Below are 12,324 nucleotides of genomic sequence, written 5' to 3'. Positions count from 1 at the left end.
AAATTGCACAACCAGATCAAGGGCTTGGCATGTCAAGTCCCGCCTGTTTGTAAACACGCTTCTTGAACAATTCCGGTTTTTTTGCATACCAATCCTTCAATGCCTGAACGGGTGAAACGTGCTTGAGTGCACGCTGTGGAATGTGGTGGTTGTAGGTCTGGAGGTAGTTCATCAACGTTGCCTCCAGCTGCGCTGCGGATGCAAAGCGCGTTTGCCTGACGATTTCGCTGATACGCCCGTTGAAACGCTCCACCATGCCGTTGGTCTGCGGGTGACGCGGCGGACACAGCCGGTGCTCAATGCCCAACGCCTTGCAGCGCATATCGAACTTGTGCCGCCCGCTGGGTTCGCGTTTTTTGTTCGTGAACCGATCCGTGAACTGACTGCCGTTGTCGGTGAGTAGTTTGACGATCTTCATGGGTGCTGCACGCTCCAGACGCTCCAGGAAGTCCACGCTGGAGTCCTCGCTCTGGTCGGCATAGATGTGCATGAACACCCAGCGCGTTGCCCGGTCTATGGCCACGAACAGATAGCGCCGCTGGCGCTCGTCGGGCATCTGCGGCAGGTATTTGATGTCCACATGCACAAAGCCTGGTTCATAGTCCTTGAAGGTCTTGACGGGCTTGTCAGCAGTGCCTGCGTCGGCCTGGGCCTGGGCCTGAAGTTCACGCAAACTGGAGACACCGTGGCGGCGCAAGCAACGATCCAGACCTGCACGGGAGACCTGCGGGTTCACAAACTCTCGCACCACCGCCAGCAGGTCATCCAGGGGCAAAAACAGCAGGCGGCGCAGCTCCACAGCGATGGCTTCCTGCACGGGCGAGAGCGTGGTATGCAGCGTGTGCGGACGGTGCGAGAGATCATCCGGGCTGTCTCGGTGCTTCCATTTGCGTGCTGTCGCACGGTTGATGTTGTAGCGATCGGCCAGTTCTGCAATCGATGCTGACGAAGCTTTAATCTCGGCTCTCGTACGCGGTGTGGTTCGTGCTTGCGCGTGCACTTGGCTCATGTCGATTGCTCCTGTTTGAAGGATTCCACCACGTTGCGCATTACCTCTCTTGCTTGGAAGAATGCCCAACTCCTGTGGGGTATATGATCACACGAGATGGGACACCTAGCGTCCTGCTTAGCTTTCCGGGTCATTGGACTTTCCCAAAAAATCTTGACACCGGACATTTTTTATTGCTGGATTTTTGCCGTGCGGCTGTTATGGGGGAGTTTGACTGCAAAATTTAACCGCAGTACCCCGGCGATTACAGCGCTGGGGCTGTGGTGCGGCGCACATCCACCAGGGCAATGCGGTGCTTGTCCATGCGCAGCACTTCAAAGCGCAGGCCTTCCACCTCCAGCACTTCGCCTTCGCGTGGCAGTTGCTCCAGGCGGTCGAGCAAGAAGCCGGCGAGGGTGCTGTAGTCGTCGTTGCCAGCCAGGCTGTGGACGTCGGTGGCGGCTTCGAGGGCGTGCAGGTCTGCCAGGCCATCGACCAGCCAATGGCCGGCGTCGGCCTGGGGTTGGATTTCGGGCAATTCGCCTTCCTCGGGGAATTCGCCGGCAATGGCTTCGAGCAGGTCAATCGGTGTGACCAGGCCAAGGATGGAGCCGAATTCGTCACTCACCAGCGCCATGGGCGCGCGTGAGCTGCGCATTTGCTCGACCAGCTTGACGACGTTGACCGAGGCCGGTACCACCAGCGGCTGGCGCATGGTGTTGGTTGGGTCGATCTTGCCGTGGGCCAGCAGGTCAGCGAGCAGATCGCGTGCCCGTGCTATGCCCGCAATCCGATCGAGCTCGCCGTGGGCCACGGGGAACAGGCCGTGGTTGGCCTGCACCAGTTGGGCGCGCAGCGCCTGCGGGTCTTCGGCCAGATCGAGCCATTCGATGTCGGCACGCGGTGTCATCACCGATTGCACGCTGCGCTCGGCCAGCGAGAGTACGCCGCTGACCATGTGGCGTTCTTGTTGACCAAAAGCGGGTAGCTCCAGCGCCTTGCCTTGCTCCTGGGGTGCATGGTTCTGGTCGCTGCGCCCGCCCAACATGCGCAAGATGGAGTTGGCCGTGCGCTCGCGCAAGGGGATGCGTGCCTGGTTGCGCAGCAGGTTGCGTTTGGCCCATTGGTTGAAGAACTCGATCATGATCGAGAAGCCAATGGCCGCGTACAGATAGCCCTTGGGCAGGTGAAAGCCCAGACCTTCGGCCAGCAGGCTCAGGCCAATCATCAGCAAAAAGCTCAGGCACAGCACGACGACCGTGGGGTGGGCGTTGACGAAAGCGGTCAATGGCTTGGAGGCCAGCACCATCACCCCCATGGCGATGACGACGGCGGCCATCATCACGCCCAGGTGATCGACCATGCCGACTGCGGTAATGACCGAATCGAGCGAGAAAACGGCGTCGAGTAGCACGATTTGCGCCACCACCACGCCAAAGCTGGCCCAGGCGCGCTGGCCGTTGCTCGAATGCTCTATGCCTTCGAGGCGTTCATGCAGCTCACTCGTGGCTTTGAACAGCAGGAATAGGCCGCCCACGAGCAAAATTAAATCGCGCCCCGAGAACGACAGCCGCCAGAGCGAAAACAGCGGGGTAGTCAGCGTTACCAGCCAGGACATGACGGACAGCAGCACCAGGCGCATGAGCAGCGCCAGGCCCAGGCCGATCAGCCGCGCGCGGTCGCGCTGCGCGGGTGGCAGCTTGTCGGCCAGGATGGCGATGAACACCAGGTTGTCCACCCCAAGGACAATTTCAAGAACGATCAGCGTCAGTAGGCCGATCCAAATCGTTGGGTCGGTGACCCAGGCCAGACTCAAGCCTTCCATGGGAGGGCTCCTGGGCTGCGGCACACGCCGCTAGAGGGGGGGATGGGATGAGGGGAGGGGAGAAGTGGCGCCGTAAAGCGCCATCGGGAGGGAGGTTCCATAGCAGGGCGGCATCATACCGAAATTGGCTGCCGCTCGTTGTGTGTGGCAAAAACTGCGCAGTGGGAAAAAATGCCTGGCTACCAGGAAAAGGAAAACCCTTGGCTGGCAAAAACGACCCTTGGGCCCATGAAGACAGGCCGGAGTCGCCCCACGATGAAAGCGATACGAAAAATTCTTACTTGGTCAAAATCAGCTTGCCCAACTTGGTTGCCTGCAAGCGATAGACCGCGCCGTTGTGCGTGATGGTGATGGCCTTTTGGCCTTGCAGCAGGGCCTGGCTGTCCACCGCAGCGGTGGGTGGCAGCACACCGCTCAGTACGGGGGCTGCGGAGGTGGCCGGATGGGGGCTCGACAGAGCTGCTTGCATGAAATCTCCCTCAGTGCGATTGTTCATGTGAATGATAACGATTCTCAATAACTAAAACAAGAGGCGACGTAGATTTTTTTAGGGGCCACCCCTTATTTCCGGGTGGCTGGTGCATTTTTACGTTTTGGCGTTGCCTTCACTGGGGGTCGGTGACGAAGCCAATCTTGCGTACCCCGGCGCGCTGCGCAGCAGCCATGGCCTGGGCCACGCGCTCGTAGCGCACGTTCTTGTCGCCGCGAATGTGCAGGTCTGGCTGCGGCTCCTTGGCGGCCTCGGCGGCGAGGCGGGGGGCGAGTTCTTCGTCGCTGATGTGGAATTCGTTCCAGTGGTAGTTGCCCTCGGCATCGACCGAGAGGCGTACCGTCTCGGGCTTGATTTCTTCGGGCTGGTTGCTGGCCTTGGGCAGATCGACTGCGACCGAATGTTTCATCACCGGCACGGTGATGATGAAGATGATGAGCAGCACCAGCATGACGTCCACCAGGGGCGTCATGTTGATTTCGTTCATGACCTCGTCGGCATCGTCTTGGGTTCCGAACGCCATGGCTTACGCCCCTTTCTTGAGCGGCAGCACCTTGGCCGTCTCGGTGCTGCTGGCCATGCGCGCGCCGGTGACGAAGTAGGCGTGCAGCTCGTGGGCAAAGCTGTTGAGGCGGTTCAAGATGAACTTGTTGCCGCGCACCAGAGCGTTGTAGCCCAGCACCGCCGGAATGGCCACGGCCAGGCCCAGGGCGGTCATGATCAGGGCCTCGCCAATCGGGCCGGCGACCTTGTCGATGGTCGATTGGCCCGAGGCGCCAATGGCCACGAGCGCGTGGTAGATGCCCCAGACGGTGCCGAACAGGCCGATGAAGGGGGCGGTGGAGCCGACCGAGGCCAGGATGGCCAGGCCCGATTGCAGGCGGGCGGTGAATTCGTCGATGCAGTTGCGCAGGCAGCGCGTGACCCAGTCGCTCACGTCCAGCGTGTCGTGCAGGTGGGCCTTGGTGTTGCGATGGTGCTGGGTGGCTTCGCGCCCTTCCAGGGCCAGGTGGCGAAAGGGGTTGCTCGGATCCTGGCCGAGCTTGTCCAGGCCGGCGGCAAAGTCTTCGCTATGCCAGAAATCTTGCGACTGGCGGGCGAGTTTTTTGAACTTGATGATGTCCAGCGCCTTGATCAGGATGACGATCCAGGATGCCAGCGACATGGCGAGCAGGATCAGCGCCACGGTGCGGGTGACGAAGTCGCCCTGGATCCAGACGCTGGCGAGGCCGAATTGCGATTGCATGAGAACTCCTGATAAAGATGAAAGTTATTCGAGAACGAAGTTGATCGGCACGATGTTCCACATGGCTTCGGCTACGCCGTTGCGCTTGCCGGGTACGAAGCGCCAGCGGCGCACGGCGTCGAGCGCTTGCTGATCCAGGCGCTCGTAGCCGCTCGATTGCTTGACTTCGAGTTGCTGCGGCAGGCCCTCGGCGTCGATGAAAACACGCAGCACCACCTTGCCTTGCTCGCCCATGCGGCGGCTGATGGCGGGGTAGCTGGGCTTGGGGTTGTTCAGGTAAGCCGCGTTGCTGCTGGGCAGCTCGATGCGCGGCGGGGCCGGGGGCGCGGGCGGCGCGGGAGGGGCCGGGGGCGCAGCCACGGCGGGGGCGTCGTTGACCGGCGCGGCCACGGCTTCGGTCACGGCCACGGGGGCGTTGGGCGCTGGGGCCGGGTCGGGCTTGGCCACCGGCATGGGCGCGCGCCGCTGCACTGGCTGGCGCGCTGCGGGTTGGGGCGGCGGCGGTGCGGGCGGTGGCGGCGTGGGGATTTCGGGCGCGGGAGGCGCCAGGAATTCGGCGAGTACTTCGGCAGGGACGATGACTTCGGCCGCACGGCGCAGCAGGCCCGACTGCAGCGCCCAGAGAGCCGTTGCGTGCAGAGCGATGACGGACAGGGCGATAACGGCGTTGCGGCTCAGGCCCGGGGCCGGGGCGAATCGTTCAGAGGAGGACATAGGCAGGGGCGGCAGGCGGCGCGGCGCCAGGCGGGCAGCCCGGGCGGTGCAAAGAGGGGGAGTTTAGTGGCCCGGTGGGGGCAGCCCGTTCAGGGGCGCAAAACCCACCAAGCGCAGCCGAGGACGACCATCAAACTGGCAACGAGGCTAGAGAGCAGTGGCATGAGGCACCTTGTGCAGAGCAGCAGCCGGCCTGCACTTCTTCTTTGCGCAGGGCGGCCATGGGCTGGCTGGCGCAGCACTGGGCCACCACGTCGCGTGCGCTGTTTTCGCAGCAGCCACATTGCGTGGCTACGCCAAGTTCAAACTGAATCTCGTCAAAGCTCATGCCAGCACGGGCGTGGCGGGCAATCTCGCGGTCAGAGATGCGGCGGCAAACACAAACGATCATGGTGGCGGGCCGGTGCGGCTGGCTGTTAAAACGATGTTGAGATTATAAATGCGAATTCATCGCATTTGCAATCATTGGGTATCGAGCAGCCAGGGGCCGGCGTCGGCCAGGGTGCGGCAGCCGGTCAGGGCCATGGCGATTTCGAGCTCGTCGCGCAGCAGGCGCAGCACGTGCGCCACGCCGGCGGCGCCGGCATTGGCCAGCCCCCAGACGACGGGGCGGCCCACCAGCACGGCGCTGGCGCCCAGGGCCAGGGCCTTGAGCACATCGGTGCCCCGGCGGATACCGCCATCGACCAGCACCGGCACGCGCCCTTCGGTGGCCGCGACGATGCCTGCCAGTACGCGGGCCGTAGCCGGGGCGGTGTCGAGCGTGCGCCCGCCGTGGTTGGAGCAGATCAGGCCGGCTGCGCCCCGTTCGCAGGCCAGGCGCGCATCGTCGGGGTGCAAGATGCCTTTGAGCAGGATCGGCAGGCGCGTGTGCGTTTGCAGCCAGGCCAGGTCATCCCAGGTGGGGGCCTGGTGCAGCAGGGCGTCGAACAGGGCGCTTTGGCCGGGCGCCAGCTCCCGTGGCGGGGGCGGGGCCAGGCCGGCGAGGTTGACGGCCTCTACGCCCGGCGGCAGGCGAAAGTTGGCGCGGCGTTCGCGGTCGCGGGCGCCGCTGACGGGGGCGTCTGCCGTCAGTACCAGGGCTTCGTAGCCGGCGGCTTCGGCGCGGCGCACCAGCTCCAGCGTGAATCCCCGGTCGTGCTGCGGGTAGAGCTGAAACCACAGCGGCCCGCGCGTGGGCTCGGGCAGCACGGCCTGGGCGATGGTCGCCAGCGCGATGCTCGACTGCGTGCTCAGCACCTGGCCGGCGCCGAGCATGGCGGCGGCGTAGGCGCTGGCGAGTTCGCCGTCGGGGTGGGCCAGGCGCTGAAAAGCCACGGGCGCGAGCACGATGGGGTGCGCCAGCGTGCGCCCGAGCAGGGTGCAGCGCGTGTGCCCGCCCACCAGGGGGCGCAGCACGCGCGGCGTGAGCGTGAGGCCATCCCAGGCGCTGCGGTTGGCACGCACCGTGATCTCGTCGCCCGCGCCGCCGGCAAAGTAGGCCCAGGCGTTGGCGTCCAGGCGCTGGCGTGCGCTGTCCTCGTGGTCTTGCAGGTTGACGACGCCGGGCGGCAGGGCTTGCAGGGCGGGGATGGGCATTTTTAGGGATAAAAAATGCTGCTAGCGCTTTGTGGGTAAGCGCGAGCAGCTATCAATTTGATAGTAAATATGCAGGACTGTTCAAACGTCAGCCCACATGCGCAGCAGGTTGTGGTAGCTGCCGGTGAGGCCGACGATGGCCGGGTCGGCCTCGCCCGCCTGCTGGCGCAGGGCGATCAGGTGCTGGTCCATGTCGAACAGCAGGCGGCGCTGCTCGTCGCTGCGCACCATGCTCTGGATCCAGAAAAAGCTCGCCAGCCGGTGCCCGCGCGTGACGGGATCGACGCGGTGCACGCTGGTGCCGGGGTAGACCACCATGCTGCCGGCGGCGAGCTTGACGCGCTGGCTGCCGTAGGTGTCCTCGATCACCAGCTCGCCGCCGTCGTACTCCTCGGGCTCGGCCAGGAAGACGGTGCACGAGACGTCGGTGCGCACGCGGCCCTTGCCCTCGGGCAGAAAGCGCACGGCGCTATCGACGTGGTTGCCGTAGGTGTTGGCGCTGCCGCCGTAGCGGTTGAACATGGGCGGCGAGATGTGTTTGGGCAGCGCGGCGGAGAAAAACAGCGCGCTGCGTTCGAGCCCGCGCAGCAGGATCTGGCGCAGGGCCACGGCCTGCGCGCAGCCTTCGGGCAGTTGCTCGTTGTTCTTGGCCAGCACCGCCTGCACGCCGGCCGAGATGCGCCCATGCTGCCAGGGCGCATCCCGGAGCAGATCCCGGGCGTGAGAGACTTCTTCGGGCGTCAGAACGCCGGGGATTTGCAGCAGCATGGCGGTGCGGCCTTTCTTGCGATGGTTAGAAGCGTGTGCCGACGGTCAGGCGCACGTTGCGGGCTTCACCCAGGGTGACGAAGCCGGGATAGAGCTGGTCGCCGTAGGTGCGGTTGGTGGCGTTGGTGATGTTGAGCTTGGCGTACACGGTGTCGGTGAACTGGTACTCCGCCATCAAATCCATGGCCACATAGCCTGGAGCGCGCGCTGTTTGCGAGGCGGCGCCCGTAGCGCCGCTGACCGGGCGGTTGGTCGAGACGCCGCGCAGGCCGCCGGCCAGGCGCAGCTTGGGCGTGGCCTGGTAGCCCAGCCACAGGCTGCCGCTGTGCTTGGGCGTCAGGCCCACGCGCTGGCCAACGGTGTTGGCCTGGGCGCTGCCGGTTTTGTCGATGGTGGCGACCGGAATCCAGGTGTAGCTGGCGTACACGTCCCACTGCGGCGTGATGCGCCCGACCACGTCGAGCTCGACGCCGGCGGCGTGGCGTTTGCCGTTGAGCAGGTAGGCGTCGCCGGCAAAGTCGGCGTCGGTGGTGCGCTCGTTGTACTTCTCGGTGCGGAAGATCGCGCCGCGCGTGGACAGGTTGCCGCCGAGCCAGTCGAGCTTGGCGCCGAGTTCAAAGTTGCGGCTCTTTTCCGCGTCGGTGTTCGCCGTTTGCTGCGAGGTGAAGCGGTAGGTGTCGGCCGAGGAGTTGAACGAGGTGCTGTACGCGGCGTGGAACGAGGCCGACTCGGTCGGCTGGTAGAGCACGCCCAGGCGCTGGCTCCAGAGGTTGTTGTAGCGCAGGCTGCTGCTCTCGTGGCGCTGGTACACGCCGGCGGTGTACACGTCGCGCTCGGGCGAGGCGCTGACGCGGTCCCAGCGCAGGCCGCCCAGAATCTTCCAGTGCGGCGCCACCTGCACCAGGTCCTGCACGTAGGCACCGAGCGACCAGGCGTCGTAGCTCTGGTCGTAGCGGTAGCGCGGCGACACCGCAAGCTCTGGCAGGCCGCCGGCGTTGCCCACGGTGGTGCTGCCCTTGTTGAAGTTGGTGCCCGGCTGGCCGTTGGCGGCTTCAAAGGTGGCTTTTTCCTGTGCGGCATCGACGCCCACTTGCAACTGGTGCTGCAGGCCGCCCCATTGCGCCTTGGTGCTGTAGTCCGACTGCAGGTAAACGCCTTCATGGCGGTCTTGACGCGGGCTCAGGCCGACGACGTTGAGCACGGTGCGGTCGCTCAGGTTGGCCACTGTGGTGCCTCTGGCAAAGCTGGCGGTCGAGCCCCACTGCGCGCGGTCGAAGGTGCCGGCGCGCATTTGCGTGCGCAGTTCGGCGTCGCTGTCGAAGCGGTGGATCCACGAGGCCGTGGCGTAGCTGGCCTTGCCGCGCAGGTAGTCGCTCTTGCTGCCGTAGAAGTCTTTGGCGTCCAGGGCGCTGGGCACGCTGCCTTCGAGGTAGCGGATGTTGCTCATCGGGCGGTTATCGACGTCGAGGTAGAACAGGCCGACGGAGAATTCGTCGCGCGTGCCAATGCCCCAGCTGACGGTGGGCGCAATGCCGTATTTGTCGATCTTGGCGCCGTGGTTGTCGCCGGCGGTGCGCATCAGGTTCACGCGCAGCGCCGCGTCCTGGCCGATGACCTTGTTCAAGTCGGCCGTGGTGCGCAGCACGCTGTCCGTGCCGTAGGTGGCTTCGAGCTGGTATTGGTCGATGAGCAGCGGCTTTTTGTTCACCTGGTTGACCACGCCGCCGGTGGAGCCGCGCCCGAACAGCAGCGAGGCCGAGCCGCGCAGCACCTCGATGCGGTCGTAGTTGAAGGTGTCGCGGTCGTACTGCGAGGGGTCTTTCATACCGTCGATGAGCAAATCGCCCACCGCAGCCACGGGAAAGCCGCGCAGGCGGATGTCTTGGTCGGTGCCGTTCTCGGTGGCGGCAAAGGTGATGCCCGAGGTGTAGTGCAGCGCCTGCTTGAGGGTGTCGAGCTTGGCGTCGTCGATCATGCGTTCAGTCAGCACGGTGAGCGACTGCGGAATGTCGCGGATGTCCTGCGTGCTGCGGCCGATCTGGGTCTTCTTCGTCTGCAGCTTGTCCTTGCTTTGCACCTCGGCCTTTTCCTTGACCGTGACGGTGGACATCTGCACCTCAGGCGCACTCTGGGCCCAGCTCGACACCGAGGCCGCGAGCATCAGCGCGCCCAGGGGCAGCAGGGCGGTTTTGGCGTCCAGGCTGGCGATAGAAGGCGTGGCCGCAGGGGGTTGCAAAGGGTGTTCATTGGCACTGCCGTGCTGCAGAGGGTGGGACAAGGTACGCGCTCCAAAAACAAAAAACAAAGCGCGCCGCTACCAAAAGGCGGGCGCGCGGGGTGGGCGACGGCAGTGGCTGGAAAATGTCGTGGCTGTGCGCAGTCGTTGTCTTTATGTTACATCAAATGATCTTTATTCTCATTTGCATTGATGCGGATTTGCCACAGGCGTAAAAAAGCCGACCCGGGGGTCGGCTGGGGGACGGTGGCAGGGCCGGCAGCGCCAATTACTTGACGTGCTTGCCGATCAGGCCGGCGAGTTCAAACATCGTCACTTGCGGCTTGCCGAAGATTTCCTTGAGCTTGGCATCGGCGTTGATGTTGCGCTTGTTGGCGGCATCCTGCAGGTTGTGTTCCTTGATGTACACCCACAGCTTGCTGATGATCTCGGTGCGCGGCAGGGGCTTGGCGCCGACCACGGCAGCCAGGGCTGGGCTGGGGGTCAGGGGCTTCATGAAGGCGGCGTTGGGGGTGCGCTTCTTTTCAGCCGGGGCTTCGGTTTTGGTTGCAGGGGCCTTCTTTGCAGCGGTTGCCATGGTGGTTCAGTCCTTTGGGGGAAATCGTTGAGTCACCAGCGAACACGGCGTGGCTCTACTGGTAGGGGGCGATGCTACTGGGAAAAATCATCTCCCCGTGCAGCACACCGACTTTTTTACCCCGATTTGTTGCGCCCAGGCAGCGCGGGCAAACCCTGTGGCCTGCTGTGGCGCCACAATCGTGCCCAGAGTTTGCCTGTATCTACCCAACCGAAACGATAGTGCCATGACGACTGCATCTTTCAGCACCTGTGATTTTTGCGATGCCCACAAGGGCGACGAGCCCGGCGGCCTGCGCGTGCTGCCGCCGCTGTTCCAGAGCTACGGCGGCGTAACGACCTTTGCCGGCCCGGTGGTGACGGTCAAGTGTTTTGAGGACAACACCCAGGTCAAGGCGCTGCTCGATACCCCCGGCCTGGGGCGGGTGCTGGTGGTCGATGGTGGCGCCTCGCTGCGCCGCGCCCTGGTCGGCGGCAACATCGCCGCCGCAGCGGCTAAAAATGGCTGGGCCGGGGTGCTGGTTAACGGCTGCGTGCGCGACGTGGCCGAGCTGCGCACGGCGGCCGTCGGCATTTGCGCCCTGGGCCTGATCCCCATGCCGACCGAGCGCAAGGGCGAGGGCCGCAGCGAGGTGCCGGTGCAGATCCAGGGCGTGTGGGTGCGCCCGGGCGACTGGCTGTACGCCGATGCCGACGGCATCGTCGTCAGCGAGCGCGCGCTGTAATTGGCGTGGCCATCAGCGCCGCACGCCGCGCGCCAGGCGTGTCGGTAAGGTGGCCAGCAGCACGCTGGCCAGCGCCAGGCCAAAGGCGGCGAGCTGCCAGGCGCTCAGGCGCTCGCCCAGCACCAGCACCCCGACCAGGGCGGCGCTCACGGGCAGCAGCACGGTAAAGATGCCGCCCTGCGCCGCCGGCACCACCTTGAGTCCCGTCATCCACAGCCACACCGTCCACATGCAGGCGGCCAGGGCGTAGAACAGCAGCAGCAGCCACATGCCGGCGGGCACGGCGGCAAAGTCGAACTGCCAGGCGGTGTACAGCCCCAGCGGCGTGGCCAGCGCCAGGCCCCAGAGATTGATCAGCGCCGTGATGCGCTTGGGGCCCAGGGTGCCGGTGAGTTTTTTGCCAATCACCGAATACGCCGCCTCGCACAGCACCGCCGCCACCAGCAGCAAATGTCCCAGCCAGACCATGTTTTGGGTGTTTTTGGCCTCTAGGGCTTGTCCAGCTTGCGCGGGCAGCTCCTGTTTTGAGAGCGCAAAGAGCGTGATGCCGAGCACCGCCAGCGCCACCGCCAGCCAGGTGCGGGTGCTGATGTGCTCTTTCAGAAACCACCAGCTCAGCAGCGCCACCGCCGCCGGAATGCCGGCCATGATGACGCCGGCCGTGACCGCACTCGTGAGGCTGACGCCGCCGATCATGCACAGGGTAAAAAGAAAATTGCCCAGCAGCGCCTCCAGGAACAGCAGCCGGCGGATGGCGGGGGTGAGCGCGGGCTCGTCCGCCGGCTTGGGCAGCCAGTGCAGCATGGCCAGGGCGCCAATGCCAAAACGCAGCCAGGCCAGCAGCAGCACTGGAATGGCGGCCGCCAGCGGCTTGGACAGGGCCACATAGGCGCCCACGAGCGACATGCTCAGGGCCAGGCACAGGTAGGCAAGGGGGCGGCTGGGGGAGTTCACGGCGGGGCAGGGCGGTCAAGGGAGGGGTGGGCGTCGATCATGCCCGATGGCGTGTGTCGATTGTTTTTCACTTTGTGCAAGCGTGATTTTGCAATGCGAAATTGAAAGATGCTCCCCATGCGGTTGGATGTCTCAATTTAAGAAAAATCATTTCACATTGAGGTATTTTCATCTAACTTGTTGATTTATATGGTCAAAAAATTATCTCTTGTATAAGACATAAG

At 64.4% G+C, this 12,324-nt stretch carries 13 protein-coding genes; 1 reads left to right on the top strand and 12 read right to left on the bottom strand.

Annotation, left to right across the window (positions count from 1 at the left end; genetic code table 11):
• Positions 1–16: 16 nt before the first annotated feature.
• The 11 genes from G7045_RS06885 to G7045_RS06835 all read right to left on the bottom strand — a co-directional run bounded on the left by G7045_RS06885 (position 17) and on the right by G7045_RS06835 (position 10,422).
• On the bottom strand, positions 17–1,009 hold the full coding sequence (locus tag G7045_RS06885) for an IS481 family transposase (RefSeq protein WP_166158953.1): 993 nt from the start codon (positions 1,007–1,009) through the stop codon (positions 17–19).
• A gap of 244 nt (positions 1,010–1,253) precedes the next feature.
• A complete protein-coding gene (locus G7045_RS06880) occupies positions 1,254–2,798 on the bottom strand; it encodes a TerC family protein (protein ID WP_166160381.1) in 1,545 nt (514 codons plus the stop codon).
• 292 nt (positions 2,799–3,090) lie between these two features.
• Entirely contained in the window at positions 3,091–3,282 is a 192-nt protein-coding gene (hemP, locus tag G7045_RS06875; RefSeq protein WP_166158952.1) for a hemin uptake protein HemP, read from the bottom strand.
• A 136-nt stretch (positions 3,283–3,418) separates the two neighbouring features.
• Positions 3,419–3,826: a biopolymer transporter ExbD gene (locus tag G7045_RS06870; RefSeq protein WP_166158951.1), complete on the bottom strand. Its 408-nt coding sequence runs from the start codon at positions 3,824–3,826 to the stop codon at positions 3,419–3,421.
• 3 nt (positions 3,827–3,829) lie between these two features.
• Positions 3,830–4,549: a MotA/TolQ/ExbB proton channel family protein gene (locus G7045_RS06865; RefSeq protein ID WP_166158950.1), complete on the bottom strand. Its 720-nt coding sequence runs from the start codon at positions 4,547–4,549 to the stop codon at positions 3,830–3,832.
• Positions 4,550–4,573: 24 nt separating this feature from the next.
• Positions 4,574–5,263, bottom strand: a complete 690-nt coding sequence (locus G7045_RS06860) for an energy transducer TonB (protein WP_166158949.1) — start codon at positions 5,261–5,263, stop codon at positions 4,574–4,576.
• A 130-nt stretch (positions 5,264–5,393) separates the two neighbouring features.
• Entirely contained in the window at positions 5,394–5,654 is a 261-nt protein-coding gene (locus G7045_RS06855) for a bacterioferritin-associated ferredoxin (protein WP_166158948.1), read from the bottom strand.
• 71 nt (positions 5,655–5,725) lie between these two features.
• Positions 5,726–6,841, bottom strand: a complete 1,116-nt coding sequence (locus G7045_RS06850; protein WP_166158947.1) for an alpha-hydroxy acid oxidase — start codon at positions 6,839–6,841, stop codon at positions 5,726–5,728.
• Between the two features lie 81 nt (positions 6,842–6,922).
• A complete protein-coding gene (locus G7045_RS06845) occupies positions 6,923–7,609 on the bottom strand; it encodes a Fe2+-dependent dioxygenase (protein WP_166158946.1) in 687 nt (228 codons plus the stop codon).
• Between the two features lie 25 nt (positions 7,610–7,634).
• On the bottom strand, positions 7,635–9,887 hold the full coding sequence (locus G7045_RS06840; RefSeq protein ID WP_240919291.1) for a TonB-dependent siderophore receptor: 2,253 nt from the start codon (positions 9,885–9,887) through the stop codon (positions 7,635–7,637).
• Between the two features lie 226 nt (positions 9,888–10,113).
• The gene (locus tag G7045_RS06835) at positions 10,114–10,422 is read right to left on the bottom strand and encodes an SWIB/MDM2 domain-containing protein (protein WP_166158945.1); all 309 of its coding nucleotides are present in this window, start codon (positions 10,420–10,422) and stop codon (positions 10,114–10,116) included.
• A gap of 226 nt (positions 10,423–10,648) precedes the next feature.
• Between G7045_RS06835 and rraA the strand changes: the two genes are divergently transcribed.
• On the top strand, positions 10,649–11,146 hold the full coding sequence (gene rraA, locus G7045_RS06830) for a ribonuclease E activity regulator RraA (RefSeq protein WP_166158944.1): 498 nt from the start codon (positions 10,649–10,651) through the stop codon (positions 11,144–11,146).
• 12 nt (positions 11,147–11,158) lie between these two features.
• On the opposite strand, the gene G7045_RS06825 is transcribed toward rraA, so the two are convergent.
• A complete protein-coding gene (locus tag G7045_RS06825) occupies positions 11,159–12,052 on the bottom strand; it encodes an EamA family transporter (RefSeq protein ID WP_240919305.1) in 894 nt (297 codons plus the stop codon).
• Positions 12,053–12,324 lie beyond the last annotated feature (272 nt).

The sequence above is a fragment of the Acidovorax sp. HDW3 genome (assembly GCF_011303755.1).
GTDB lineage: Bacteria > Pseudomonadota > Gammaproteobacteria > Burkholderiales > Burkholderiaceae_C > Paenacidovorax.
Note: the sequence above shows the minus strand (reverse complement) of the source record. Positions and strands in the feature narration are given on the sequence as shown.

Bases quoted from the DNA above. Each gene is read 5' to 3' on its own strand.
- G7045_RS06845 (WP_166158946.1), bottom strand. From the start codon at position 7,609: ATGCTGCTGCAAATCCCCGGCGTTCTGACGCCCGAAGAAGTCTCTCAC.
- G7045_RS06865 (WP_166158950.1), bottom strand. From the start codon at position 4,549: ATGCAATCGCAATTCGGCCTCGCCAGCGTCTGGATCCAGGGCGACTTC.
- G7045_RS06825 (WP_240919305.1), bottom strand. From the start codon at position 12,052: ATGTCGCTCGTGGGCGCCTATGTGGCCCTGTCCAAGCCGCTGGCGGCC.
- G7045_RS06850 (WP_166158947.1), bottom strand. From the start codon at position 6,841: ATGCCCATCCCCGCCCTGCAAGCCCTGCCGCCCGGCGTCGTCAACCTG.
- G7045_RS06835 (WP_166158945.1), bottom strand. From the start codon at position 10,422: ATGGCAACCGCTGCAAAGAAGGCCCCTGCAACCAAAACCGAAGCCCCG.
- G7045_RS06860 (WP_166158949.1), bottom strand. From the start codon at position 5,263: ATGTCCTCCTCTGAACGATTCGCCCCGGCCCCGGGCCTGAGCCGCAAC.
- G7045_RS06885 (WP_166158953.1), bottom strand. From the start codon at position 1,009: ATGAGCCAAGTGCACGCGCAAGCACGAACCACACCGCGTACGAGAGCC.
- hemP (WP_166158952.1), bottom strand. From the start codon at position 3,282: ATGCAAGCAGCTCTGTCGAGCCCCCATCCGGCCACCTCCGCAGCCCCC.
- rraA (WP_166158944.1), top strand. From the start codon at position 10,649: ATGACGACTGCATCTTTCAGCACCTGTGATTTTTGCGATGCCCACAAG.
- G7045_RS06870 (WP_166158951.1), bottom strand. From the start codon at position 3,826: ATGGCGTTCGGAACCCAAGACGATGCCGACGAGGTCATGAACGAAATC.
- G7045_RS06855 (WP_166158948.1), bottom strand. From the start codon at position 5,654: ATGATCGTTTGTGTTTGCCGCCGCATCTCTGACCGCGAGATTGCCCGC.